Source organism: Bradyrhizobium sp. 25ACV (assembly GCF_054863005.1).
The window spans coordinates 656,905-682,549 of record NZ_JAVAYO010000002.1; the positions used below are offsets into that span (position 1 = coordinate 656,905).

Sequence of the window (25,645 nt, forward strand, 5' to 3'; positions counted from 1 at the left end):
AATCCGCAGCCCGGCGAGGGCCAAGTCCGCTTTCAAGAGGAGAGCTCCAAACCATAGTCCAGGCGCCCGTTGGTTGCGGGTGCCATGCAGACTCACGCGTGTCGACTACAAGATCCGGTAGGTGCCAACGCCGATTTGGGTCCCTAGGGTCCGGCCGCGTTCCCCCGACGATCATCGAGGTAACAGTAGTGAACGCAAAGTACGAGAAGCTAAGAAACGGACAAACCGGCACACTATGACCGGCCGATACCCGGGGGCTACGCACTGCATACCCTCAATCAGGATCGTCGGTGTTCTGATTTAAGGGCCCCAGAAGGCGATGAATGGGGGACGCGTATGCCTAGCCGAGATCTATCCAAAAAAAATCAGTTTGTGGAACGTCAACCGATCGGGGCGATCGCGGCGATCGATCGCCTTGCAAGATCGGATCCGAAGAGAATTGCGCTGAGAAGCGGTGCAGACGAACTCACCTACGAGGCGCTGCGACTAGGATCGGATGCCCTCGCAAGGAGGCTACGAGAGCATGGCGCTCGGGGCGCGGTCATCGGATATTGGGGTGAGCGCGGCTTCGACTGGGCGACGGCGGTGATCGCAATTTTGAAGGCCGGATCAACGTACTTGCCGCTCGATCCATCGTTACCGGCTTCACGTACATCGTTCATAATTGAGCAGAGCCGCTGTGCTCTGATTATTGTCCCCGACCAGCAGCATTCGCTCGGCATGTTCCAGTCGAGCAGCAAAGGCACCACCCAATTCTTGCCGATAGAGGCGGCGCTGCGTGAGGGCCAGCCTTCGTCTTTCGTGCCATCATCGAGCGCGGATGGAATCGCCTACATTCTGTTTACGTCTGGTTCGACGGGCCAGCCCAAGGGCGCAATGATTGCGCATGCAGCCTTAAACAATCATTTGGCGGCCAAAATTGATGCCCTAGCCCTCACTCGGACGGATTCCATCGCGCAGACGGCATCGCATTGCTTTGACATCTCGCTGTGGCAACTTCTGGCAGGGCTTTGCGTCGGAGGCAGTATCGCGATCATTGATGATGCGACACTGAAATCGCCAGTATCTCTTCTTAAAGCAATTCAAGGGCACGGCGTGACGATTGCTCAATTCGTCCCGTCAATGCTTGCAGTATTTGTTGAATATCTGCAGCCCCTTGCGGCGGCTGAGAGAGCTCTGGACAGTTTGCGGATTATTTCTACGGTTGGAGAACCCCTGACACCCGGACTGGCGCGCGCATGGCTTGCCTTATATCCGCACGTCCCCATTCTCAACCACTACGGGCCGACCGAGTGCGCCGACGGCGTTACGCACAATCTGGTTTCAGTACCGCCCGCGGTGGCTGACACATATGTTCCGATCGGCAAGCCGATTGCGAACCTTGAGGCCTATGTCACCGATGGATCTCGTCTGTGCGACACGGGAGAGCTCGGCGAAATCTGTGTGAGCGGCGTTGGTGTCGCGGCTGGTTACGTCAACGACGATGTTCGCACTAAGGATGCCTTTGGGCCAAACCCGTTCTCCAACAAGCCGGGGTTCCGGCGCCTCTACAGGACAGGTGATCTCGGGCGCGTCCGTTCCGATGGTCTCTTGGAATGCCTCGGTCGACGGGACCGTCAGGTCAAAATCCGTGGGCACAGAATTGAGCTGGGAGAAATAGAGGCCCGCCTCTGCGCTCATCATTCGGTACATGGCGCTGTCGCGGTCGCCTCCGTCTGCGCAGGCGTAAAACTTATGGCGCGAGACATAACAAGCGCGGAGCGGGAAACTGGATCGAGACGGCTAATCGCGTATGTGTCAGCTCCCGCTGAAGTGACGGAAGCCGAGCTTCAGAACTTTGTTGCCGAAACGCTTCCTACCTACATGCTCCCGGAAAGGATCATCCACCTCGGCTGTATTCCGCGGAACAGAAACGGAAAAGTCGATTTTGGAGCACTGCCGGACCCGACCAGTGTTCGTCCTTTAATGCCGACGCCATTCGAGGGGCCGCGAACAGAGCTCGAAGCCCAGCTGTGGCAAATCTGGGCAGGCGTTCTGCGCATTGAGAACATTGGCGTGAATGACCAGTTCATAAGCCTCGGCGGCGACTCGCTCCGAGCAATGCTCATATTGGGTCAATTGCAGACCCAGCTCGGCGTGAGAACGGATTTCAGGCTGGTCCTGAAAGGAACGGTACGGTCTCTTGCGGCTTCGATCGCATCCCGAGGCGAATCCAAACCGTGCACAGCCCCCGCGCATGGAAAGCTTGCGCGAGCACCTCTGACGAGAGTTCAGGAGCACCTATGGTTTCTTTCCCAGCTCGATCCGTCTGCCAGGAACTACATCATTCAAGGCGGCCTGCGCATAAAAGGCTTCATTGATCTGGCCACATTCAACCGTGCCTGGACCGATGTCGTTCATTTCCATCAGGCACTTTCTGCGCGCTTTATCGATGAGGATGGTCCGGTTCAGCTTTTTGATGATCCGCAATGCGCAAATCTTGGTTTGACTGATGCATCTCATCTCACGGCGCAGCAAGCCGAGGAGCTGATCGCAGAGTTACGGCAAACAGAGCTGAGCGGTAGCTTTGATCTCAGCCAAGGTCATCTGTTTCGCGCGCGCATGATCCGTTTTCGCCCTGACCACCATCTGATACTGATCACCGCTCACGAAATTATTATCGATGCCTGGTCGATCTCTGTTTTGCTCAGAGACCTTCGACAAAGATACTTGGATGCCGCGGCGTCCATGCCAAAGGACCGCGCCTCGCTTTCGACCTACGCGGTCTGGGAAAAACAGCACGCGACCCCAGAGACGCTGGCCAACCAACGCAGCTATTGGCGCCGTCAGATTGGTGATGATCCGCCGGTGCTTTCGCTTGGAACAGGACAAGCGCGACCGCGGACGAAGTCTCACCGCGGCGCCTCGCATGCGGTGCTGCTCGGCAGCGAGCTCTCCAATCAGGTACGGGAGTTTGCGCGCCGACATAGATGCACAACGTCGACAACGCTTCTTGCGTGCTTCAAGCTGCTGCTACGGATGTACAGCGGTCAGGACGATGTAATCGTCGGCATACCGCAGGTCGTACGGGATCAACCCGGCAGTGCCGACATTGTCGGCTTTTTCCTGAATATGCTGCCAATCCGTTCCGCGATCGATGTCGGTCAGTCCTTTGCGGTTCATGCCTTGCGCGTCCAGGGCCTGGTCAGCGATGCCATCGCAAATTCGGCATACCCGTTCGGCTGGATGGTCAGGGATAGCCGACTATATCGCGAAGCGGAACGATCGCCAATCTTCCGGGTCATGTTCAACATGTACTCCGAGGCCGCGGAGCCACCGGATCAGCATGAGTTCAATCTGACATTCCGCGAATACGACACCGGCTATGTAAAATTCGATCTGACCTTGTACGCACAAGATCAGGGCGATGAAATCGCCCTCCAGCTAGCATATGCCGAAGACATCCTCTCCAGAGATCTCATCGTCCGTATGGCTGATAATCTGCGCTGTCTGATTGCGGCCTGCGTTGAGAGTCCACTTGCGCCCGTTAAGGATCTGAGCTGCCTCAGCGGGGCGGATGTCGTTATGCTGGACTCGCTGCACGGCTCGGCGCAGTCATACGCGACTGAATGTCCACTTGTCGAAGCGTTCGGGCAAATCGGCACCTCTCATCGCAGCCAAGTGGCATATTTTGGTGATTTCGGTGAGATCACATTCGGCGATCTGCGTGAGCGCGTAACAGCAATCAGGTCCTTACTGGAGGCGTCTGAGGTGGGGGCTGGCGACAGGGTCGCCATGCTGGTCGACCGGTCGCCTGACGTGGCCGCTGTTATTCTTGCGGCACGAGCCTTGCAATCCATCGTTGTCCCCATATCGCCGGATTATCCGCGTGATCGGATGGACCATATCCTGCGAGATAGTCGGGCAAAGGTTTTGGTTCACGCAAGTACCACTGACCTTGGTTTTGACCTGCCGTCGATTTGCCTGTTGACCCTAGAAGGGGGCGGCACACTCGCGCACGAGTCTGAGTGCGGCGACAAACCATCAGATCAGGGAATTGCGAGCCTTATATACACGTCGTCCTCGACCGGGAGGGCGAAGGGGGTTCTCATACCGGAGTCGGCAATTGTTAATCGACTGAACTGGATGTGGCGAACCGCTCCGTTCGAGAGCACCGACGTGATGGTTGTCCAGAAGTCCGCATCACTCGTTGCGTCCGCTTGGGAATACTTCGGTGGACTTCTAAGAGGTGTGCCCGCGCTGATCCTGCCCCGAAGGCAGTTGCTGGATCCAGATCTGCTGTCGAGCACGTTGGCGGAACATCGCGCGACACACTTATTTGCCTCGCCGGCACTCTTGACCGGCCTCATTGCCTCCCAAGAGCGGCAGCCAAGATCCACTTCCTTGCGGTTCGTCACAAGCAGCGCTGAACCGATGCCATCTTCGCTCCCAGTTCGGTGGCGTACGTATTTCCCGGACGTGCCGTTGTGGAACTTCTATGGTGCTACGGAATGTGCGTCAAACGCCGCAGTCTACAAAACGTCGGATGCCGACGACGGCGTGTCGCTCGTCCCCGTTGGGCGCCCAATCGATAACGTCAAACTCTACGTGCTCGATGCCGCGTTGAAGAGAGTCCCTGTCGGAGCCGCCGGTGAGCTCTGCATCGCGGGACGCTGCGTAAGCGCTGGGTACTGGAGAGATCAAGAGCGGACAACACGTTGCTTCGTGCCAAATCCTTATGGTGACGGACAGTACAGCGTCCTTTATCGAAGCGGCGATATCGCCCGCATCTCAACCAGCGGCCTTCTTGAGATTTGCGGCCGATCGGACAACCAGATCAAGGTACGGGGGTATCGGATTGAGCTGGAGGAGGTTGAAAAGGCTCTTGAGTCTCATCCCGCAATCTCAAAGGCCGCGGTCGCTGCAGATGGCATGGTTGGCGATCGTCGTTTGATCGCCAGCGTGATTCCCGCGCGCGACAGTCTAAGCTCGGAAGAGATTGTCACCCATCTTAAGCACTCATTGCCGTCCTACATGATTCCCGCCGCCTTCCGTTTTGTTGACAATATCCCCCTCACGACAAGCGGAAAGATAGATCGTGCCGGCTTGTCGTCCGTTCCTTACCGCGAGGTCGGACCTGCTCCATCTGCCGAGCCCAGCACGCGGAAGGAGCGTATTCTTGCTGGGATCTGGCGGGATCTATTGGGCATCGAGCGGGTCGGAATTGATCAGGCGTTCTTTGATGTCGGTGGCGATTCTCTTCTAAGCGTGCGCTGCGTCACGTTGGCGCGCAAAGCCGGGCTGAATCTTACTGTTGACCAACTCTATCGAACGCCGACAATTAGGGAACTGGCGGCAGATGGAGCGACGATTGCACTCCATACCGCCCCTTCCGTGGACGGGGCGTTGCCGGTTACCCCCGCAATCGCATCTTGGAAGCCTCTTGTCGGCTTCGATGAGCACTACAACATAGGCGATCTGTTCTTCCTGCCCGGCGGGATGCTGGATATCCGGCTGCTGGAGCGCGCCCTTGCTCATGTCATGGATAGGCACGAAGGCCTCAGGCTCCGTATCGCCCGAACCGACGATGGTCTACGTCTGACGATCGCAGCTTCCGTGGCCGAACGTCTCGTGGAGGAGATCAATCTTGGCGGAATGACCAGCCTGCGGCAGCGTAAGGCAATCGAGAGCATCTCAGCAAGACGTCAACATATGTTTCGTTTTGACGGCCAGACGCCTCTTGTTAACGTCACGGTGTTCCGCACATCGGAAAGCGGCGATTACTATCTGCTGGTCCTGATGCATCATTTTGTAGCGGACGGGATAGGCTATCGACTGTTCCTTGAAGCAGTAGATGCGGCCTACGACGCTCTTGGCTCAGGCCACGCCGTAAGCGGCCCCGAGACCATGCAAATGCTCTCTCCATGGTTGAAGCGGCTTGAGCACTACGCGAACAGCGAGGCGCCAGCCGAACTCGAATACTGGGAGAGGATCGACTACGATCAGTTCAATTTGCATGTCAGCCCCACGCCTGCGGGTAGCGCGAGCTTTTCGCAAGTGACCGCGAGAGAGCTTCACTATGCACGCCTTGAAGGTCGCGCGGATGACGCGAATTGCCGAGTCCTTTGGGAAGATCAGGCCAAGCATCATCTGGAGATTGGCAAAGAAGCGACAGCTGATCTGCTCAATATTGCAGCCAGATCGGCGCATTGTAAGGACATCGACGTATTTCTTGCCGCCATATCCGGGGCCTGTGGACGTGTTTTCGGCAACTATTCGCTCTGGATTGATAGCCTTACCTCGACCCGAGGTCGGCTGTTTGAAGATATTGATCCATCGCAGATCATTGGTCATATCAGCGAGCTCGTTCCGCTTTCCTTGAGTCTCACTGGAACGGAGGCTCGTCCCGATCGTGTTCGTTCAATAAACCGCCAGCGCAATGCCCCGCCGCGCAGGGGAGTAGGATTTCGGGTTTTGAAATTCGTAAACCGAGATCCAGCCGTGCGGAGCCGGATCGATCGTCTGCCCTTACCTAAAATCGGACTGAATTATCGAGCGGGTTTGCAGCACCATTTTCCGCGCCGCCTCCTAGCCCAGGACCCGTCTCCAATCTGGATCGGCGAAGACATGGATGAAGCCGCCGCGAGCCACCTCTTCTGGTTCGACGTCGGATATCAAGCCGGCCGTCTACAGATTGAAACAAGGTATGATCCAACCCAGATCGGTTATGAGGTGACCCATAATCTTTGCACGGTGTTGCAACAGGAGCTGTTGCTGACGATCCGCGAATTCGGAAGAGCCGGCGACGCCGTCATCCATGAATGAGCCGGATGCAGAAGTAGCGGTCAAGTGCGATCGAGATGTGATGGCAAAGAAGAAGCAGAACATCGATCTATCGGATCCCAATCTGGCGAGCCTTATCCTGCGGCTCGCAATTCCCTCTATTGTTGGCCTATCGATCAACGCGGTACAGCAGGCCGTCAATGCGATCTTTGTTGGTGCACTTGGTGCGCAAGCGATCGCAGCTGTCAGCATGACCTTGCCTGTCGTGGTCCTGCTGACGGCAGTCGGTCAGGGAATCGGTGTTGGAACAGCCTCGTTTATATCTTGTCATCTTGGTGCCGGTGAGTACCTGGAGGCAAGTAGGGGCGCGAGTACTGCACTGGCCCTGGCCGCTCCGATCGGGATCATGTTTACGGTTCTCCTACTGCTAAACTTGCGACGGATCTTCGTAACGCTCGGGGCAACTCCAACCATCATGCCCGTGGCGCTCGACTATGCGGCGACACTATTGTTCGGGTACACCCTGATGCTTCTAAACATCGTCAACGGCTTCATCGTTAGAGCCGAGGGCAACACACGTTTCAGCATGTGGACGATGCTTACCGCCTTCATACTGAACGCCGTGCTCGATCCGGCCTTCATCTTCGTACTGGACCTCGGTGTGCGAGGCGCAGCCCTCGCAACGCTGGTATCTCAGATCGCTGCGATTAGCCTCTATATTGCGCATTTTGCGAAGCTAGGCGGGATAGTCCTCGTCAAGATATCTTACGTCTCATTGCAAACAAGTCGCATCAGACAGATCGCGTTCATAGGAGCGCCAGCCACCATGACCGGCATTTTGTCTGCCATTGCCTCCATGCTCCTGTACGGTGCTGCTGCGCCGTTCGGGGATGACTGCATCGCCGCCATGGGAATAGCTGTGCGATTGCTGACGATCGGCGCACTGCCTGTCACCGGCTTTTGTATGGGCTCTCAAGCTGTCCTGGGCTTCGGTTGGGGCGCACACGATCTTCCCCGCGTATGGAAGACCGCAAAGCTCATGCTGTCCATGACTGTCGCGCTTTCGGTTGCGTATTCTGCGGCCGTCGTGAGTTTTGCCCGACCGTTGGTCAAGCTGTTCAGCGATAGCGAGAACGTTACGGAGATTGCCGTTTTGTCTTGTATCGTTTTCCATCTCTTTTTTTCGTTTTTTGGTATTGAGAGTTTCGTGACGACGATGCTTCAGTCGTTCGGGAGAGCGCGCCTTAGTGTGATTGTGTCCTTGGCGAGGCACGGCTATTTCTTCATACCGGCCGTACTGTTGTTGCCAGTCATATCGGGTTTCAACGGACTGTTGGCCAGTCAAGCAATCGCTGAGCTGGGTGCTGGAATGATTGCACTGTTTGTCATGTTCCACCAGTTTTCGGAGCTCAGACGGGCGCTCCGGTACGCTACTTCAAGACCGATCGATATCGCGGGTTGACCTGACAATGGACTTCATCGCGGACCGGAGCATTGAGCCTACATGGCCGTGGAGGTGGTGCTTCTCCAAGAAGTAGCGCACGTAATGTGCAGGAGCCATGCAGCTATAGTGTCATTTCTCGGCCTGTTCACTTGTGGTGCTCGTGGGGCTGGGCTTCGCGAGGGTTACTCCGCGACGCGGCTCTTCGCTCATCGCCTGCTCCATATTGCCTTCCACGAAGCGGCCCTTGGTCCGCTACACGGTCGAGCCGCTCACGCCAACGCTCGCGGCGATCTCCTCGTCGTGCGGCTCGGCATCAGCGTCCAGCAGAACCTGGACACGTGAACAAGGTCCATCACGCCATCACCCCGGGATCGACCTCGGTGAAGACAAGGTTGGGCTACATCTCGATTGAAATGGAGACCGAGCACGGGGTGATCTGAGTCTGAGGCCTCGGCGAAGACGGCGTCAAGGCGTTCACGGACTTGGCAATCGAAAACCTGATCGAGCTGATCAGGTTCTATAAAGAAGGCGTGGACCGCTTGCCCGGTGACCCTGCGGCCTACGCCGAATGGATACGCGCCGAAAGCACGCAGCGTTATTCTCGGTCTCCGCCCCGCTCGAGCCCAGGCTCCGCGAGTGGCGAGGGAGTGGTTTCAGTCAAACTTGTAGGAGGCCTGCAGGAACGTGCCCCATCGCTCCATGCGATAGTTCGCGGGAAGGGCCTCTTCGGCAACAGGAGAGCTGTCCGCCTTTTCGGCTTTATTGGGGAATATCTTGCTATGTTTTTGAGTCCACATGGCCCAATACCGGGCGCCCACGCCGACGCTGAAATTGTTGGTGAGGAAATATGAGAGGGTACCTTCGACCTGCACACCACCGCCACCGCTCCCGCGTTGATCGCTGAAGAACGTCAAATCCCGGAACAGATGGTTGTCACGGCCTTGGAAGTCTGTCCAGGGCAGGTAAGCGACATCAGCGCTGACGCGCCAGCGGTCGAGCAACATGGTTTCAGCACTCAGACCGACGCGCAGCGCATTCCAATCAGTGTCCTGACTGCCGATGACCATCTTTCCGCCGACTGCTTGATAGCATGGCGGCGAGGACGCGATCTGCGCGCATCCTGTCGTGTCAGATTTCTGTCCGTAGTAGGTCCAGCCGATAAACCCGCCAACTTTAAAGGCGGTGCCGCGCAAGAAATCGTAGCCCGCATCGGCCGTGTAGTACATGAACCTTCCGTTCGTCTGGGCCGATGTCGTGTCGGAATAGGCGAAGGCAACGCCCCAATCTTCATCGTTCATAGTTCCGTTGTTGAAGCGGCCGAAACCGATATTGCCCTTCAGGAAGATCCCCCACGGGCTATCCACACGTTCGAACAACTCGCTGGAGATCCCATCCAGTTTGTGATAGGTGAGCCTTGATACGAGCTCGCTCCCGGCGCCCCATTGAAACCTTCCTCGGCTCAGCCATAACCGTGTGCCGCTTTCCAGCGACCAACCCTGAGTGAAGGCAATCGGCGGCGCGCTGACAGTCGGCCTTGCCCCGAATGGCGGCGTATCGAACCATCCCGGCGTCCTCGGATCGGCACCGAAATGATAGTTAAGAGCAATTTTGCCGATATGATAGCTGCTGGACGGGTGGGTAATGTTGGCTGGGACCGTTGCCAACGGAAGCCGTGCGGTCGGAGGGGTTGCCACACTTGGTCCACCAAACCACAGATAATCGTACTCAAGTGCAACGGACCATGCAGGCGCGATCGCCTGCTCGGCGCCGACGCCGATTGTGCCACCGACCCGACCATACTCGAAATGAGTGGCATTCTGTGGCGCCCAGCTAAATTCGCGGTTGTTGACGACATCGCCCTGATTGTGTTGCCAGGCCACACCTTCCTTGAGATAAGCCAGCGTATGTCCCTGCGAGCCAAACGCATAACCCAGGCGACCGGTGCCGGTGACAAAGAGGTTTGGGCTCGCATTGCAGTTTGCGCTTACAATTGATCCAGAGGCGGCAAGACAGGTATTTGCACCGTCTGACGCGGCGCCACTGGCATCCACCTCAACGCCAAAGACCCAGCGGTCCTTCTGCCAATTGTAGCCGATCTGGCCTCCCAGCAGGAACACTGGGGTATCGACGACATCCCCATAGATTGACGGACCATACGGATCACTGAATGTAGTCCGGCCGTAGCCGCCGCCCATGTGCGCGCCGAAATATCCTCCGGTCCAGCTCCACAGCACCGGTGGGACTTTTACGGCCGGCTTAAGATACGCCGAATTGACCGCACCGCTTGCAACGAGCGCAGCTGTTGCTGCACCCCAAGAAAGAACTCCCGATCGCATCTTACCTCACGAAACACAACGCGCGCGCCATCTTGCAACCAAGCCCGAATGGCCGATGTTGGCGCCGCCTCCACGCCGCCTAAGATGTGCAGGATCTACGCCAGCGCACACGACGCGCATCAGCTGCGGCTTTTCGTCGGCGATGTCGTCTTCTCCTGTCAAGGATGGTGGATTTGAATCGCGATGCGTCTGATGACGGACACAAAGCGCGTGTCGCATGCTCGGCGATTCCGGATTGAATACGTCACCGCTCCCTTGCGAATTGGTTCGTCTCAAGGTCGGCGGGCGCTCTGACAACAAAGATCGTTTTGAATAACGCTGCACCACCCCAACAGCGCCTGGCCTTCACCTTCAGTAAATCAATGCAAGCTTTTGGGCTTGAACGGCCCGAAAACTTGCAGCTTTATTCTCTCTCGGCCCGACTCGAAGCCCGAGGCTCCGCGACTTCGTCATGTATAGTCGCGGCTTCCGAATCTTAGAGCGGTGAGCGAGCAGTTTCAGTCAAACTTGTAGGAGGCCTGCAGGAACGTGCCCCATCGCTCCATGCGATAGTTCGCAGGAAAGACCCCCAACGCAACAGGAGAACTGCCCTCCCCTTGGGCTTGATTGGGGAGTATGTCGCTATGCTTTGGAGTCCACATGGCCCAATAACGGGCGCCGACGCCGATGCTGAAATTATTGGTGATGAGATAAGACAGGACCCCTTCGACCTGCACACCACCGCCACCGCTCCCGCGTTGATCGCTGAAGTACGTCAAGTCTCGCAACAGATGGTTGTCGCGCCCCTGGAAGTCTGTCCAGGGCAGGTAAGCAACATCAGCGCTGACGCGCCAACGGTCGAGCAACGTGGTCTCGGCGCTGAGGCCGATGCGCAGCGCATTCCAATCAGTGTCCTGGCTGATGATGACCGTTTTACCACCGACTGCTTGACGACGGCATGGCGTTGAAGACGCGATCTGCGTGCATCCTGTCGCGTCAGAGTTCTGGCCATAATATGTCCAGCCCATAAACCCACCGACCCTGAAGGCGGTGCCGCGCAAGAAATCGTAGCCCGCATCGGCCGTGTAGTACATGAACCTCCCGTTCGCCTGGCCCGATGTCGTGTTAGAATACGCAATGTTGTCTGCAATGCCCCAATCTTCATCATTCATATTTCCGTTATTGAAGCGCCCGAGGCCGATATTGCCCTTCAGGAATATCCCCCAAGGGCTGTCCACACGTTCGAACAACTCACCGGCGATTCCATCCAGTTTGTGGTAGGTGAGCCTTGATACGAGATCGTCGCGCCCGTTGTCCCATTGAAACCTTCCTCGGCTCAGCCAGAATCGTGTGCCACTTTCCAGTGACCATCCGCGAGTGAAGGCAACCGGCGGCGCGCTGATGGGCGGCGTCGCCCCGTATAGCGGCCCGTCGAACCATGCCGCCGTCCGTGGGTCGGCATCAAAATGGTAGTTTAGGCTAATTTTGCCGATGTGATAGCTGCTGGACAGGCTGGTGATGTTGGCTGGAACCTTCGCCAGCGGAAGCTGCACAGTCGGAGGGGTTGCCACACTCGGTCCGTCGAACCACAGATAATCGTACTCAAGTCCAACAGACCATGCAGGCGTGAGCGCTTGCTCGACGCCCGCGCCGATTGTGCTACCGACACGACCATACTCGAAATGCGTGGCATTCCGTGGCGCCCAGCGAGATTCGTTGTTGTTGACGACATCGCCCTGAGTGCGTTGCCAGCCTACGCCTCCCTTGAGATACACCAGCGTATGGCCCTGCGGGCCAAACGCATAACCCAGGCGACCGGTCCCGGTGATATAGACGTTTGGATTCGCATTGCAGTTTGCGCTTACAACAGATCCGGAGGCGGCAAGACAGGTATTTGTGCCGTCCGACGCGGCGTCACTGGCATCCACTTCAACGCCAAAGACCCAGCGGTCCTTCTGCCAATTGTAGCCGACCTGGCCTCCCAGCAGGAACACTGGGGTATCGACGACATCCCCATAGATTGACGGACCATACGGATCACTGAATGATGTCTGGCCGTAGCCCCCGCCAACGTGTGCGCCGAAATATCCCCCGGTCCAGCTCCAGCGCACCGGTGGGACTTTTACTGCCGGCTTAAGATCTGCCGAATTGACCGCTCCGCTTGCAACGAGCGCTGCTGTTGCGGCACCCCAAGAAAGAACTCCAGATCGCATGTCACCTCACGAAACACACCGCGCGCGCCAGCTTGGAACGAGGCCCGAATGGCCGATGTTGTTGGCGCCGCTTCCACGCTGCTTGTAGTGTGCAGGATCGAGGCCAGCAGATGCGATGCACACCGCCTGCGGTTTTCGCTGGCGATGTCGTCTTCTCCTCTCAAGGATGGCGGATCTGAAACGCGATGAGTCTGATGACGGACACAAAGCGCGCGCCGCATGCTCGGCGAGTCAGGATTGAATACGTCACCGCTCTCTTGCGAAAAGTTCATCTCTTGCTCCAGCGGCCTCGCAAGCTTGCAATTATTGTTCTTGCTGGAAAGGCAATGCGAACCCTCAGCGGCCAAGGCGGCTAGTGAGAACTTACGTTCGAGGATCACGCATCTCGAATGATTAAACGCTTCGGGGGTGTAAAGTATCGATACTTGCCGGCGAGCGTGCCGTTAACGAACTGCAAGCCGTGATTGCCATAAATCATATCCTCACGCACGTATCCGTCGGATATGGCTTCTTGATTGTTGCCTCCAACTGTCTTCTGAGCAGATTGTCATCATCTGCCCGCCTGACGGCCGACCAAACATTCCAATCGCAGCAGCGCGTTGTGTGCCGAGTTTCAAGTTATCAAACTGTTTGGCCGGGATTACTCCGGCTGCCTTAATGGGCTCAGCTCTCATTCGCGAGAGATGTTCAGATCCAATTGGCTTACGAGCCACAATTTTCTCGATGCAGTGAGAATGAATTGGAATGCCGGGGTGCGAGTCCCATTTAATGTAGTGATCGGACCGTAAGATCTCCCAGCCGCCTTGCGCATAGATTGCCGCAAGCTCTCCACGCGAGAACGATTTCTTGTGACCGCATGCCAAACTCTCCTCAGGGATAGGGTGATCTGCTTGATCAAGCGTGTTGGTGAAGCAGTGGAACCCTCCAGGCCGTGTCCGATCCATCAATTCCGTCACGAGCGGCCTCCAGATGGCCCGTTCCGTGAAATGCAACACGCAGTGCGCTATAAAGACGTCGAGGTAAGCAGGCGACTGGAATGTTTCAACAGGAGCGACAGCGCTCGTTATATTCACGCCCAGAACGCCTGCGAGCCGATTCAGTTTGGAGATAGCGGCTTCAGATATATCGCTTGCGACGACCTGATGACCAAGCTGGGCCAAATAGAGGACGTTGCGTCCCTCGCCGCAACCGAGCTCGACAATCACACTCTTGGCGCGCAGAGCCGGGGTTATCTCGAAAATTTCGGGACTCGGACCACCCATACACGACACGTCGTGGTCAGCGTAGCCCGAATCCCACCAAAAGGGTGAGTCCTTCGCCATCTTTTGCATGCCGGACCTTACGCTGCCTGATATTGCTTCTCGAGGGCCGCCATCCTGGCGGAGTAAAACATCCGAGCTATGATGCTAGAGTACTTAAACCCCGTTCGAGTCAGTTGATAAGCGTCACCCTCTGCCAAATTCACGAGTTGCAAAGATTCAAGCGCCTCGAGTTCTTCGCCAAAATCAGCCGCGAGCGCTCGTCCGAATTCTGCAGCGTAATTACTTCTGCTCAAAGCTGACAACGTGAGGCCAAGCAGAACATAACGACACCGAAGATCTTCCTGCGTCAGCCTGATTCCGTGCGAGGCTATCGCGTCGGGATCGAAGGGGCGAGCCGAGAAGGCGTTGATGATGGGCGAAGCCGCACTCGAGGCTACGGCGTAGTCCGTGCTACAATGATATTGGCCAAAATAGCTTCTGGCGCCGGCCCCCAGTCCTAGCAGGGGCGTTCCCTTAAAATCCGACACCTCCTGCCGGTAGGCATGATCGCCAGCAATCCTGGTGAAGCGTGTGAAGGATTCCTGGCGGTAACCTTTGGACGCCATCAGTGCAACGTTCTGATCGTAGACCTCATACTTTTCCGACTCAGAGAGGAACAGTTCAGGATTGTGCGCCTTCGAGATAGTGATGCTCGTCATCGGACGAACAACAACGGGATACAGAGAGAGTGTCTGCGGCTCATAGTCGAGCACCCGGCCAAGCGAAGAGATCAAAGAGTCACGGGTTTGGCCACGCAAGCCGTAGATCAGATCAAGATTGACGTGAGAGAAACGCGCGATAAGGGCGTTGATTGCCGATTTTGCAGTCTGGAGCGAATATGGCCTGCCAGAGTGCGCAAGCTCGCCGGGCTCCATGCTTTGGATGCCCATGCTCATTCGGTCGACGCCAAGTGCCTTCAGGCAATCCAGGAGGTTGTTGTCGAAAGAGTCTGGCGTGCTCTCGACCGTCGTCTCACATCGCGGGCTTCGTTTTGGAAAGGCTGCATCGAGGGCGGCGAAAAGCGCGCCGAATTGATGCTGCGTCAGAAGAGTTGGAGTGCCGCCGCCGAAATAGATACTCACAACCTCCCGATCTCCGAAGTATTCTCCATATCGAGCGATGTGCTCCACCAGTCGAGCAACGTAAGACTCCCCGGTCTCTCCTCCATGGCGCGTTGTAAGAAAGAGCGTGCAATAGGTGCAGCGATAGCGACAGAACGGAATATGGATATAGATGTTGATTTGCTTTGAGCGATCGGCCTCCTCAACGACATCGGTTATGCGGAGTGGCTGGGAAAAAGCGCGATATGCTCGCTTCGAAGGATAGCCGTAGACATAGGTTGGCAGCTCGTTGTTCGCTATGTTTGTCCGAAGAAAGTCCAGACGATCCATGACTTAACCCGTTGATTGCCAAAGCAGATGAACGCCTAAACGCCGTCTTCTCGAACGCCCTGGAAGCTGCTAATCCGCATTCATGATGGCGTTTGCGCCACTTATCTTCTTCAGATCCAACCGGGCGGCTTAGGTGCAAGACCAAACGTGCGCATATATGGCTACAGCGGCTGCTACACCAATCCGTCAACTGCGCCCACAAACGGTCAAAGGCCACCTTCGAAGTTGGGATCGCCTTTTTCAGGAGTTAGTTCGGTCACACCATAGGGTGGCATATCGGTCTTCATTGTTAGCTCGTTCTCAAATGCGAAGATCAGTAAGTGAGGCCGGTTGGCTGCTCCTGCCGCCGCGCAATGAGCGAAACTCAAGAGTCGTGCCAATTCCGCAAGACAGGCCCCCAAAAAAGTCGTTCTGTATAGTGTTCGGCAGATTAACTGCGAGCGCAGCGGCACGGCGGCCGAACATCACTGTCGTGGACGCGACGCGATCGGATCCACTTGACTTCAGGATTAAGCACCTAGGCACTCCGGTCGCCCGACGTAGCGGATCATGTTCGATTACCCGAGAATTTCCGTCGTTCTCAGGCTACCGCCTTGAGATATTGAGTGCGGTAGGTCCAGGGCGGTAGCTGGTCGACGCGATTTGGCCGTCCGTTCATGATACCTATCAGTACATCGATGAACCAGGCGACAGGATTGGCGCCGAGCGCCTCAGGTTAAGCGGTCGTCTTTGTTAATCGCTCTTAAGGACAGCAGTCGATTCCGCGTCCCGCCCCCTAGGGGGCGCGATGCCGACGCTCCTGCGGCCGCTTTTGCTGGATGAGAAGCTGAGGCGTCCGTCTTGTCCATTCACATTCGGGCTTTATCGGGCGACCTCGATCCGAACGAATCGATTTTGCAATCGCGAAGCCGGTGCTGTCCTGGTGAGCGCGCGCTGGTGACTGTCATCACTACCCAAACGCGGCTCTTGTTGATGTCCGACGTTGTCGGGTTTGTAACAGCGGTCTGCGACTAGGTCGGGATTACAACAATGTTCGGAGAGGCCGCTCGCTCGCACTATCTGCTTTCAAACGCACGGATTTGTCTCCCTGACGCAGTCTTGGCACGATCATTGCCAAACCTTGGTCGAGCGCCGTCAACGCCAACAGGGAACTCCGAGGGGAGCATGCGTACCGTCACCACTCGCAAGGTCGCAGACATCACGGGCTGCGCTAAGCAGCCTATCCGCAATAAGCTGCTTATCGAGCAAGCGCTGAAGATCGACCCGGAGAAGACAGCGAAGAGGCGCGCTTGGCATGTCCGCTTCACTCGCATGCGCGTGAACGAGCCAGGCGGCAGCCCTAGGTTCATCCGCTGCAGGGACGCTGGGCAGTGCGACCTCTCAAAAGAGTTCGCAGCGGTATTCAGAACACTGCATTGTGTGGATGCACTAACGAGGGCTTCGTTGAAGAACGCTCTGCTGACGATTGGTTTCGGATTTCATCGTCCTCTGTCCGCGACATTCGCGTCCAAGCGATTGGTCAGGACATGGTTCGGGACCGATCCATTGAATTGGCGCTCTGTCGCGCCTCTCGTCAACATTACCCATATCCTCAGGGTGGCGGCGTTGTGGCAACCGGTCGATGATCTCGCGCGGTATCTACCTGTCACAGCGATTCTGCAGCCATCCAACACAGGTTGGCTCTACGCGGAGACGAACGGATCCGTCGCGAGAGAAGTCGCCCATGGAATGATGTCGTCCGGACGTCTGGCTCAGATCGCCACAGCGCGGCCATTCTTGTGAGTCTGCTACGTAGCAGGGGGCATAGCATGAGAGTGCCGGCCAAACTGCCGTCCAATCGACGCTTCGGCCTGACATTTTGCGCCGTATTTCTTGCGTTGGGCGCATGCGCGGCCATCAAGGGAAGAGTCGCTGCCGCTTACGTGTCGCTCTTTGCGGTCAGTGTCGCTTTCGGCGGCGTAGCATTGACCGTCCCGCGAATTCTTGCGCCGCTCAACCTACTCTGGTTCTACTTCGGCGAGCTGCTTGGACGGATAGTCAGCCCGCTGGTTCTGGGCATCATTTATTTCGGGCTTCTAGTACCGATCGCCTTCGTCGCTCGCTTGCTCGGGCGCGATGAGCTTCATTTGAAGCGACGACCGGTCGCAAGTTACTGGATCAACCGTAACCCGCCAGGTCCGACAGCTCAGTCCTTCACACACCAGTTCTGAGGCGCATATGTTTCTCTTCATCAAGGAACTCTGGGCTTTCATGCGTGTTCGCAAAAAGATGTGGCTCGGCCCCCCAATTCTTCTCATGGTTGTCATAGCCGCTTTGCTGGTTCTGGCGCAAGGCTCTGTCATGGCGCCATTCGTTTACACGCTGTTTTGACCAGTGAATATCCTGGGTATCTCAGCCTACTACCATGACTCTGCCGCTTGTCTCGTCTCAGATGGCGAACTGGTAGCTGCCGCGCAGGAAGAGCGCTTTACGCGGAAAAAACACGATCCAGGCTTTCCTGCCTGTGCGGCTCGTTACTGTCTCCGCGCTGCAGGACTATGTCCAGCCGACGTCGACTATGTCGTCTTCTACGACAAACCCTTTAGCAAATTCGAGCGGATATTCGAAACCTATCTAGCTTTCGCGCCAAAGGGATTTAAGAGTTTCACAACGTCGATGCCGGTTTGGGTAAAGGACAAGCTGTTTCAAAGAACGTTGATTGCTGAGGCCCTGAAAGAGCACCTCGGGAATGATGTTGATTGGTCGAGGCGACTCCGCTTTTCAGAGCACCATCTTAGTCACGCAGCGTCGGCGTTCTTCCCGTCGCCATTTCACGAAGCCGCAGTGTTGACGATGGATGGTGTCGGAGAGTGGACGACAACCTCGCTTGCGATCGGCAGGGGAAAGGACCTATCAGTCTACAAGGAGATTCACTTTCCGCATTCGCTTGGCTTGTTGTACTCAGCGTTCACTTACTACATCGGCTTCAAGGTGAACTCCGGTGAGTACAAGGTAATGGGACTGGCGCCCTACGGCGAGCCAAAGTATGTGCATCTGATAAAGGAGCATCTGATCAACCTCAAGGAAGATGGGTCATTCCACCTCGACATGAGCTTCTTTGACTACTGTACCGGACTAACAATGACCAATGGCCGCTTCGAGACGCTATTCGGTGGTCCGGCCAGACGCCCGGAAAGTGGGTTGACGCAGAGGGAGATGGATCTAGCGGCCTCCATTCAGGCCGTTACCGAGGAGGTCGTCCTAAGGCTTGCAAAAGGAATCCGGGCCACAACCGGCCAGAGAAACCTCTGCCTCGCAGGAGGAGTGGCGCTCAATAGTGTTGCGAACGGAAAGCTCATGCGGGAAAAGCTTTTCGACAACATCTGGATTCAGCCGGCTTCTGGCGACGCCGGCGGCGCAGTGGGCGCAGCACTCGCTGCCTACCATCTCATGCTTGAAAAGCCCAGGAGCATCCATGCGGGCGACAGCATGCACGGCGCGTACCTCGGACCGGAGTTCAGTCAGCGCGAGATTGAAGAGCGTCTAGGAAAGGCCGGCGCGGTATTCACGGCCGAATTCGATGAAGCATTGATTGACAATGTCGCACATGCTCTCGTCGACGGTAAGGCGGTTGGGTGGATGCAGGGTCGGATGGAGTTCGGCCCGCGTGCGCTCGGCGGACGTTCCATCATCGCTGATCCCCGCTCACCGACCGTCCAGAAGCAGCTAAATCTCAAGGTGAAGTATCGCGAGTCTTTCCGCCCATTTGCGCCGAGTGTTTTGCGAGAGGAGGTGTCGCAATGGTTTCAGCTTCATTCCGACAGCCCCTATATGCTCCTTGTGGCCGACGTGCTGAGCACGAAGCAGTTGCCGATGTCAGAAAAGCAAAAGCAGCTTTTCGGCATCGATAAATTGAACGTCGTGCGCTCGGAAATTCCGGCTGTCACACACGTGGACTACTCCGCGCGCGTGCAGACTGTGCACAGCACGACCAATCCGCGGTTTCACAGGCTGATATCGAAGTTCAAGGAACTAACCGGATGCCCTGTTGTCGTGAACACCTCATTCAACGTGCGAGGAGAACCGATCGTTTGCACTCCAGAGGACGCGTTCCGCTGTTTCATGGGAACAGAAATCGAAGTGCTGGCCGTCGGCAATTCGCTCTTACGGAAGGAAGACCAGAGCAGGTCGTTGATGAAGGACTATCGTAGCTGCTATGAACTTGATTAGAAAGCGAGGCCTTCAGGCTGTGCGCCAGGCAGCGGTCGTGATTTCTATTTCCTGTACGAACGATTTCGGCGCGCATTTCGAGGAAGACCATCCACATGGATGTCACAATAAAAAACGCAATCTTCGGAATACTTTCAATAGCGACTAGCCTGATTATGGCTGCCGCCCTACTGGAATTCTATGTGCGTTTAACGCAGGCAGACGGCACCAATTTCGACATCGAAATGTGGCGTTACGCCAAAGACCTGAAAGTGGTTAGCGAGATACCCGGTGCAGGGCACGAACACACCCCTGGAAAGGGTGGGGTTTACATGGGGGTCCCCATAACGATCAACTCAGTAGGTTGGCGCGATCGCGAACATTCCATGGCGAAAGAGAATGGCACTGTTCGAATCATGATGCTTGGCGACTCCTTGACGTTCGGGTGGGGCGCAAGACCTGAAGACGTCACATCATACCGATTGGAAAGGCTGCTGAACGCGAAGGACAAGAAATTCGAGGTCATAAATACTGGGATTGGAAATGCGAACACAGTTATGGAAGCAACGTACTTCATGAAGAAGGCGTACGTATACAAGCCTGACATCGTCGTACTGAACTATTTTATCAATGACGCAGAGCCCACACCGCGAAGAACGGAGAATTTCTTTCTAGAGCACTTCTATTCAGCAGTATTCATCGCGGGTCGTTTCGATGTCCTTATGCGAACATACTTCGGCAAGGCTGATTGGCAGCACTATTACCGCGGTCTCTACCAAGAGAATGAGCCCGGCTGGTCGGTTGCACAAGGTGCGTTGAAAGAACTCGCGAGCTATTGCAAGGCTCGAAACATCAAGCTTATTGTAGTGAACTACCCCGACCTGCACGAGCTTTCCCCCTATCCATTTCAAGACATAACGAGTCTCGTAGCCTCCAAGGTGAAAGCTCTCGGTATCCCATTTCTAGACCTTCTTCCGGCGGTAGAAAATCAAGCTCCACAATCGCTCTGGGTCACGAAGACAGACTCCCACCCAAACGGTAAAGCGGCCAGACTCTACGCGGACTCAATTGCGAGAGCCCTAGTGACCCAAATTCCGGAAGACTTTCGAGGGTCTGTAAATTGAAAGAATTCTCTTCCACGGAAAACCCTATGGGAGCAGATGATGCACTGCTGAGAACATCCGCTGCGAGGACGAGGGTCATTCGCTTGACGGCCCTATTGAACGAAATATGGGTCATCCTTGGTGTCGCTCTTCTTTTGCTGACGATTCTGGAAGTATCGCTGACCTCTTACTATGAGAGAGCTGACAAGAGAGAACGTCAAAGTGCCGCCAAGGCTGCAGCCAATTCTGGGGTTTATGCCAACGCCGACCTCGCGGAAGAGTACTTCAAAGAACTCACCGATGCTAAACATCGGACGTGGGCTCCATATACGCAAACACGCGAAGCTGACTACAGGGGGAAGTTTATTAATGTAAACGACGGCACCAGAAGAACTTGGGATTCCGAGGCAATCAACGATGATAGGAGTACCGGGCTAAAAATATTCTTTTTTGGCGGGTCGACTTTGTGGGGGCTTGGATCTAGGGACGACTTCACCATTCCCTCACTTGTCGCCAAAATGTTAGCCGAAAATGGAATCGGCGCCAAAGTCACAAATTATGCAGTCATTGGAGATGTAACTACTCAAAGCTTGATTCGCTTCGTTATCGAATTGAGAAAGCGGAATGTTCCTGATTTGGTGGTTTTTTACAGCGGATCGGTTGAGGCGTTCTCCGCCTGTTATGAAGGAGAACCGGGCGTTCCGCTTGGCAACTCAAACCTCGAAAAAAGACCTCCTAAAAAGGAAGAAAAAGCGCGCATAAGTATAAGGTTAGAAAACTTCGCGCTAATAAGACTGCTCACCGGCAAAACACAGCTCGCGGGGTGCTCGAAGAAACTAGACGTACTCTCGGACGGCGCTCTGGATGTCTATCTAGGGAATGTTCGCTTTATAGACGCGATTTCAAGGAGCTTATCCTTTAAAACGTTATTCTACCTTGAGCCCCAGCTGTCCGATAAAACACACAGGACAAAATATGAAGAGGATCAGCTGTTAAAATCAGAGAAACGGCTTCCAGGAAAAAACGATCTTTACTCTCTGATGAGAAGCAAGTTGGTCAAGAGAGAAGATGAGAGTTTGGAGAAAAACGTGATTCATGACTTACGTACTATCTTTTCCGATGTTGCCAGCCCAATTTACATGGACGGCGGGCATTATGGCGAGGATGGAAATGAGCGGATATCTCGGAAGATCGCAGCCGACATATTGGCACTATATGCTCCCGTGAAGTGAACAACTGAGCTGGTCGCGGTTGTCTGAACAGAGTTTTCAGCGCACCGCTCCGCGCTGATGGCCAAGAACAGCCGGGGGGCCACCACGGCATCCACCACCGACGTCAGCTGCGAGAAGCAGGCGGTAATTTCCAAAGAAGAAGTACAGGTTGTGCCGGCGACGCCCCGCTTCGAGGCGGTCGTAGGTGACGGCGGAGCACGCACGGACGACATCACCGATCGCAGCAATGCGCTCGTCCCCCCTAGACGCTGAAGACCGTGCCGCCTACAGCGGCCCGTCAGCATCGAAGGAAATGCGCGGCGAGAAATTCCAGGTGGTCGGCGCATTGATCTGATAGCGCTCGATCCCGCCATCGCCGACCGCCATCCAATGCCTGGCTGCCGTGCGCGGCCTCGAGCCGACATAGGCATCATCAGGCGTTTCGCGCCAGTTGTGGCAGAACGGCTGTTCGATGAATGCGACATTGAGCCGGAGAATGAGCAGGGAGATGATGACTTCCAGCCGGTTGTTTGGCATCTCTTTGTTTGCGGCATATTGCGGGAGAAGTGAGTTCGCGGACGACCTCTGCAAGATATTTCCGAATCGCTCGGTATGCTTCCCGTAAACCTCGTTGCCAGCTGCAAATCGAATTGTTCCGTTTCTCACTGTCGCGATCTCTTCGCGCACTGTGAATTGGGCGATTCAAATCCGAAACATCTCAGAGTTTCCCCAGTACCCGCGCGCCGCTGCGGCTGGCCTGCTTCTTGCTGTCCTTGTTGCAGCGATAAATCAAAGCCGAAGACGGGAGGGTCATGGGCGCCGCAATGGAAACATTTTACAGCGTGATCAGGCGGCAGGGCATCACGCGTCGGAGTTTTTACAAATTCTGCAGCCTGACAGCGACAAGCCTCGGGCTTGAGCCGTTGGCGGCGGGTCGCATTGCCAACGCGCTCGAAACCAAACCGCGTGTGCCGGTGATCTGGATGCATGGTCTTGAATGCACCTGCTGCTCGGAGAGCTTTATCCGCTCCGCGCATCCGTTGGCGAAGGATGCCGTGCTGTCGATGATCTCGCTCGATTATGACGATACCATCATGGCGGCCGCAGGTCATCAGGCGGAAGCGATCCTCGAAGAGATCCGCGCCAAACACAAGGGCCAGTACATTCTTGCCGTGGAAGGCAATCCGCCGCTGAACGAGGGCGGCATGTTCTGCATCGACGGCGGCAAGCCGTTCGTCGAGAAACTTAAGCTGATGGCCGACGACGCTATGGCGATCATTGCCTGGGGCGCATGCGCGTCCTGGGGGTGCGTGCAGGCGGCCAAACCCAATCCGACGCAGGCCACGCCCATCGACAAGGTCATCACCAACAAGCCGATCATCAAGGTGCCGGGATGCCCCCCGATCGCCGAAGTGATGACCGGCGTCGTCACCTTCATCACGACCTTCGGCAGGCTGCCCGAGCTCGACCGCCAGGGCCGGCCGAAGATGTTCTACTCACAGCGCATTCACGACAAGTGCTATCGGCGATCACATTTCGATGCCGGGCAGTTCGTCGAGGAGTGGGACGACGAGGCGGCGCGCAAGGGCTATTGCCTCTACAAGATGGGCTGCAAGGGCCCGACCACCTACAACGCCTGCTCGACCGTGCGCTGGAACGGCGGCGTGTCCTTCCCGATTCAGTCGGGCCACGGCTGCATCGGTTGCTCGGAGGACGGCTTCTGGGACAAGGGCTCGTTCTACGATCGCCTGACCAACATCAAACAGTTTGGCATCGAGAAGAACGCTGACCAGATCGGCATGGCTGTGGCCGGCGCCGTCGGTGCCGCTGTGGCGGTGCACGCGGCCGTCACCGCCGTGAAGCAGCTCGCCGCCAAGCGCGAAGACGCAAATCAAGATCATTAGTCGTCAGAGAAAGTATCGATGGGCCTCCAGACACCCAACGGATTCAAGCTCGACAATTCCGGCAAGCGCATCGTCATCGATCCGGTCACTCGCATCGAAGGTCACATGCGCGTCGAGGTCAACGTCGACGCAAATAACGTCATCCGGAACGCCGTATCCACAGGCACGATGTGGCGCGGCATCGAAGTCATCCTGAAGAATCGCGATCCGCGCGATGCCTGGGCGTTCACCGAACGGATCTGCGGCGTGTGCACTGGCGCGCACGCTCTGACGTCGGTGCGCGCGGTCGAGAATGCGCTCGGAATCAACATTCCGGAGAATGCCAACTCGATCCGCAACCTGATGCAGCTCGCGCTGCAGGTGCACGATCATGTCGTTCACTTCTATCACCTGCACGCGCTGGATTGGGTCGACGTGGTCTCGGCGCTCTCGGCCGACCCGCGGGCGACTTCCACGCTCGCGCAGTCGATCTCGAACTGGCCGTTGTCATCGCCTGGCTACTTCAAGGACCTCCAGACACGCCTCAAGAAGTTCGTCGAGTCGGGGCAGTTGGGTCCTTTCAAGAACGGCTACTGGGGCAGCAAGGCCTACAAATTGCCGCCCGAAGCCAATCTGATGGCTGTGGCGCATTATCTGGAAGCGCTCGATTTCCAGAAGGAAATCGTAAAGATCCACGCCATATTCGGCGGCAAGAATCCTCATCCGAACTGGCTCGTCGGCGGCGTACCCTGTCCGATCAATGTCGACGGTACCGGGGCGGTCGGGGCCATCAACATGGAGCGGCTGAACCTGATCTCGTCGATCATCGATCGTCTAACTGAATTCAACGAGCAGGTTTACTTGCCTGACGTGGCGGCGATCGGGTCGTTCTACAAGGATTGGCTCTATGGCGGTGGTCTTTCGGGCAAGAGCGTGCTCACCTATGGCGACGTGCCGGAACACGCCAACGACTACTCCTCCAGGAACCTGAAGCTGCCGCGAGGGTCCATCATCAACGGCAATCTCTCGGAGGTGTTTCCAGTCGACCACGGCAACCCCGACGAGATCCAGGAATTCGTCGTTCACTCCTGGTACAAATATCCCGACGAGACCAAGGGCCTGCATCCCTGGGATGGCGTCACCGAGCCGAACTACGTGCTCGGGCCCAATGCGAAGGGCACCAAGACGGCGATCGAGCAGCTCGATGAGGGCGGCAAATATTCCTGGATCAAGGCGCCGCGTTGGCGAGGCCACGCCATGGAGGTCGGTCCGCTCGCGCGCTGGGTCGTCGGTTACGCGCAGAACAAGGCCGAGTTCAAGGATCCGGTCGACAAATTCCTGAAGGACCTCGACCTGCCGCTGTCGGCGCTGTTCTCGACGCTTGGCCGCACCGCGGCGCGCGCGCTGGAATCGGTCTGGGCCGGCCGCCAGATGCGCTATTTCCAAGATAAGCTCGTCGCCAATATCAAGGCGGGTGATAGCTCGACCGCCAACGTCGACAAGTGGAAGCCGGAGAGCTGGCCAAAGGAGGCCAAGGGCTTTGGCTTTACCGAGGCGCCGCGCGGCGCGCTCGCGCACTGGATCAAGATCAAGGAAACCAAGATCGACAATTACCAGTGCGTGGTGCCGACCACCTGGAATGGCTCGCCGCGCGATCCGAAGGGAAATATCGGCGCATTCGAGGCCTCCTTGATGGATACTCCGATGGTGAATCCCGGGCAGCCGCTGGAGATCCTTCGCACCATTCATTCCTTCGATCCGTGCCTGGCGTGCTCGACGCACGTCATGAGTCCGGATGGCCAGGAACTGGCGACCGTCAAGGTCAGATAAACCA

Annotated in this window: 16 protein-coding genes; 10 read left to right on the forward strand and 6 right to left on the reverse strand. The window is 56.5% G+C overall.

All coding sequences use genetic code 11. The features are described from left to right. The first annotated feature begins 336 nt into the window (after positions 1 to 336). A complete protein-coding gene (locus tag RAD04_RS06770; protein WP_461623117.1) occupies positions 337 to 6,804 on the forward strand; it encodes an amino acid adenylation domain-containing protein in 6,468 nt (2,155 codons plus the stop codon). 40 nt (positions 6,805 to 6,844) lie between these two features. Then, entirely contained in the window at positions 6,845 to 8,224 is a 1,380-nt protein-coding gene (locus RAD04_RS06775; protein WP_461623118.1) for an MATE family efflux transporter, read from the forward strand. 635 nt (positions 8,225 to 8,859) lie between these two features. Here the strand turns inward: RAD04_RS06775 and RAD04_RS06780 are convergent. From RAD04_RS06780 to RAD04_RS06800, 5 genes are all read right to left on the reverse strand, one after another. After that, on the reverse strand, positions 8,860 to 10,542 hold the full coding sequence (locus RAD04_RS06780; protein ID WP_461623119.1) for an outer membrane protein: 1,683 nt from the start codon (positions 10,540 to 10,542) through the stop codon (positions 8,860 to 8,862). A 497-nt stretch (positions 10,543 to 11,039) separates the two neighbouring features. After that, positions 11,040 to 12,734: an outer membrane beta-barrel protein gene (locus tag RAD04_RS06785; RefSeq protein ID WP_461623120.1), complete on the reverse strand. Its 1,695-nt coding sequence runs from the start codon at positions 12,732 to 12,734 to the stop codon at positions 11,040 to 11,042. Then, the gene (locus RAD04_RS06790; RefSeq protein ID WP_461623193.1) at positions 12,644 to 13,006 is read right to left on the reverse strand and encodes a hypothetical protein; all 363 of its coding nucleotides are present in this window, start codon (positions 13,004 to 13,006) and stop codon (positions 12,644 to 12,646) included. Before RAD04_RS06790 ends, RAD04_RS06785 begins: the two co-directional genes overlap by 91 nt. Before the next feature lie 210 nt (positions 13,007 to 13,216). Next, positions 13,217 to 14,065, reverse strand: a complete 849-nt coding sequence (locus tag RAD04_RS06795; protein WP_461623121.1) for a class I SAM-dependent methyltransferase — start codon at positions 14,063 to 14,065, stop codon at positions 13,217 to 13,219. A gap of 8 nt (positions 14,066 to 14,073) precedes the next feature. Next, entirely contained in the window at positions 14,074 to 15,426 is a 1,353-nt protein-coding gene (locus tag RAD04_RS06800; RefSeq protein WP_461623122.1) for a coproporphyrinogen-III oxidase family protein, read from the reverse strand. 1,164 nt (positions 15,427 to 16,590) lie between these two features. Here RAD04_RS06800 and RAD04_RS06805 point away from each other — a divergent pair. The 6 genes from RAD04_RS06805 (at position 16,591) to RAD04_RS06830 (ending at position 21,949) form a co-directional block, all read left to right on the forward strand. Then, positions 16,591 to 17,208, forward strand: coding sequence for a hypothetical protein (locus tag RAD04_RS06805; protein ID WP_461623123.1), 618 nt, complete (start codon positions 16,591 to 16,593; stop codon positions 17,206 to 17,208). A 26-nt stretch (positions 17,209 to 17,234) separates the two neighbouring features. Further along, positions 17,235 to 17,636, forward strand: coding sequence for an SxtJ family membrane protein (locus RAD04_RS06810; protein WP_461623124.1), 402 nt, complete (start codon positions 17,235 to 17,237; stop codon positions 17,634 to 17,636). A 7-nt stretch (positions 17,637 to 17,643) separates the two neighbouring features. Beyond that, positions 17,644 to 17,796 carry a DUF5989 family protein gene (locus RAD04_RS06815; RefSeq protein WP_270163034.1) on the forward strand — a complete coding sequence of 51 codons (153 nt, stop codon included), beginning with the start codon at positions 17,644 to 17,646 and terminating at the stop codon, positions 17,794 to 17,796. Positions 17,797 to 17,799: 3 nt separating this feature from the next. Then, positions 17,800 to 19,635 carry a carbamoyltransferase family protein gene (locus RAD04_RS06820; RefSeq protein ID WP_461623125.1) on the forward strand — a complete coding sequence of 612 codons (1,836 nt, stop codon included), beginning with the start codon at positions 17,800 to 17,802 and terminating at the stop codon, positions 19,633 to 19,635. Between the two features lie 95 nt (positions 19,636 to 19,730). Then, positions 19,731 to 20,738: an SGNH/GDSL hydrolase family protein gene (locus tag RAD04_RS06825; protein WP_461623126.1), complete on the forward strand. Its 1,008-nt coding sequence runs from the start codon at positions 19,731 to 19,733 to the stop codon at positions 20,736 to 20,738. Between the two features lie 26 nt (positions 20,739 to 20,764). Further along, the gene (locus tag RAD04_RS06830) at positions 20,765 to 21,949 is read left to right on the forward strand and encodes a hypothetical protein (RefSeq protein WP_461623127.1); all 1,185 of its coding nucleotides are present in this window, start codon (positions 20,765 to 20,767) and stop codon (positions 21,947 to 21,949) included. A 264-nt stretch (positions 21,950 to 22,213) separates the two neighbouring features. Here RAD04_RS06830 and RAD04_RS06835 read toward each other — a convergent pair whose 3' ends face one another. Then, positions 22,214 to 22,615: a nickel-dependent hydrogenase large subunit gene (locus RAD04_RS06835; protein WP_461623128.1), complete on the reverse strand. Its 402-nt coding sequence runs from the start codon at positions 22,613 to 22,615 to the stop codon at positions 22,214 to 22,216. Between the two features lie 125 nt (positions 22,616 to 22,740). Here RAD04_RS06835 and RAD04_RS06840 point away from each other — a divergent pair, with 125 nt between their 5' ends. Further along, complete coding sequence (locus RAD04_RS06840; RefSeq protein ID WP_461623129.1) at positions 22,741 to 23,832, forward strand: hydrogenase small subunit; 1,092 nt, start codon at positions 22,741 to 22,743, stop codon at positions 23,830 to 23,832. A gap of 18 nt (positions 23,833 to 23,850) precedes the next feature. Next, positions 23,851 to 25,641 carry a nickel-dependent hydrogenase large subunit gene (locus RAD04_RS06845; protein ID WP_461623130.1) on the forward strand — a complete coding sequence of 597 codons (1,791 nt, stop codon included), beginning with the start codon at positions 23,851 to 23,853 and terminating at the stop codon, positions 25,639 to 25,641. Positions 25,642 to 25,645: the final 4 nt, after the last annotated feature.

Bases quoted from the DNA above. Each gene is read 5' to 3' on its own strand.
- RAD04_RS06825 (WP_461623126.1), top strand. From the start codon at position 19,731: ATGGATGTCACAATAAAAAACGCAATCTTCGGAATACTTTCAATAGCG.
- RAD04_RS06805 (WP_461623123.1), top strand. From the start codon at position 16,591: ATGCGTACCGTCACCACTCGCAAGGTCGCAGACATCACGGGCTGCGCT.
- RAD04_RS06770 (WP_461623117.1), top strand. From the start codon at position 337: ATGCCTAGCCGAGATCTATCCAAAAAAAATCAGTTTGTGGAACGTCAA.
- RAD04_RS06780 (WP_461623119.1), bottom strand. From the start codon at position 10,542: ATGCGATCGGGAGTTCTTTCTTGGGGTGCAGCAACAGCTGCGCTCGTT.
- RAD04_RS06775 (WP_461623118.1), top strand. From the start codon at position 6,845: ATGGCAAAGAAGAAGCAGAACATCGATCTATCGGATCCCAATCTGGCG.
- RAD04_RS06790 (WP_461623193.1), bottom strand. From the start codon at position 13,006: ATGAACTTTTCGCAAGAGAGCGGTGACGTATTCAATCCTGACTCGCCG.
- RAD04_RS06795 (WP_461623121.1), bottom strand. From the start codon at position 14,065: ATGCAAAAGATGGCGAAGGACTCACCCTTTTGGTGGGATTCGGGCTAC.
- RAD04_RS06830 (WP_461623127.1), top strand. From the start codon at position 20,765: ATGGGAGCAGATGATGCACTGCTGAGAACATCCGCTGCGAGGACGAGG.
- RAD04_RS06785 (WP_461623120.1), bottom strand. From the start codon at position 12,734: ATGCGATCTGGAGTTCTTTCTTGGGGTGCCGCAACAGCAGCGCTCGTT.
- RAD04_RS06800 (WP_461623122.1), bottom strand. From the start codon at position 15,426: ATGGATCGTCTGGACTTTCTTCGGACAAACATAGCGAACAACGAGCTG.
- RAD04_RS06815 (WP_270163034.1), top strand. From the start codon at position 17,644: ATGTTTCTCTTCATCAAGGAACTCTGGGCTTTCATGCGTGTTCGCAAA.
- RAD04_RS06810 (WP_461623124.1), top strand. From the start codon at position 17,235: ATGAGAGTGCCGGCCAAACTGCCGTCCAATCGACGCTTCGGCCTGACA.
- RAD04_RS06845 (WP_461623130.1), top strand. From the start codon at position 23,851: ATGGGCCTCCAGACACCCAACGGATTCAAGCTCGACAATTCCGGCAAG.
- RAD04_RS06840 (WP_461623129.1), top strand. From the start codon at position 22,741: ATGGGCGCCGCAATGGAAACATTTTACAGCGTGATCAGGCGGCAGGGC.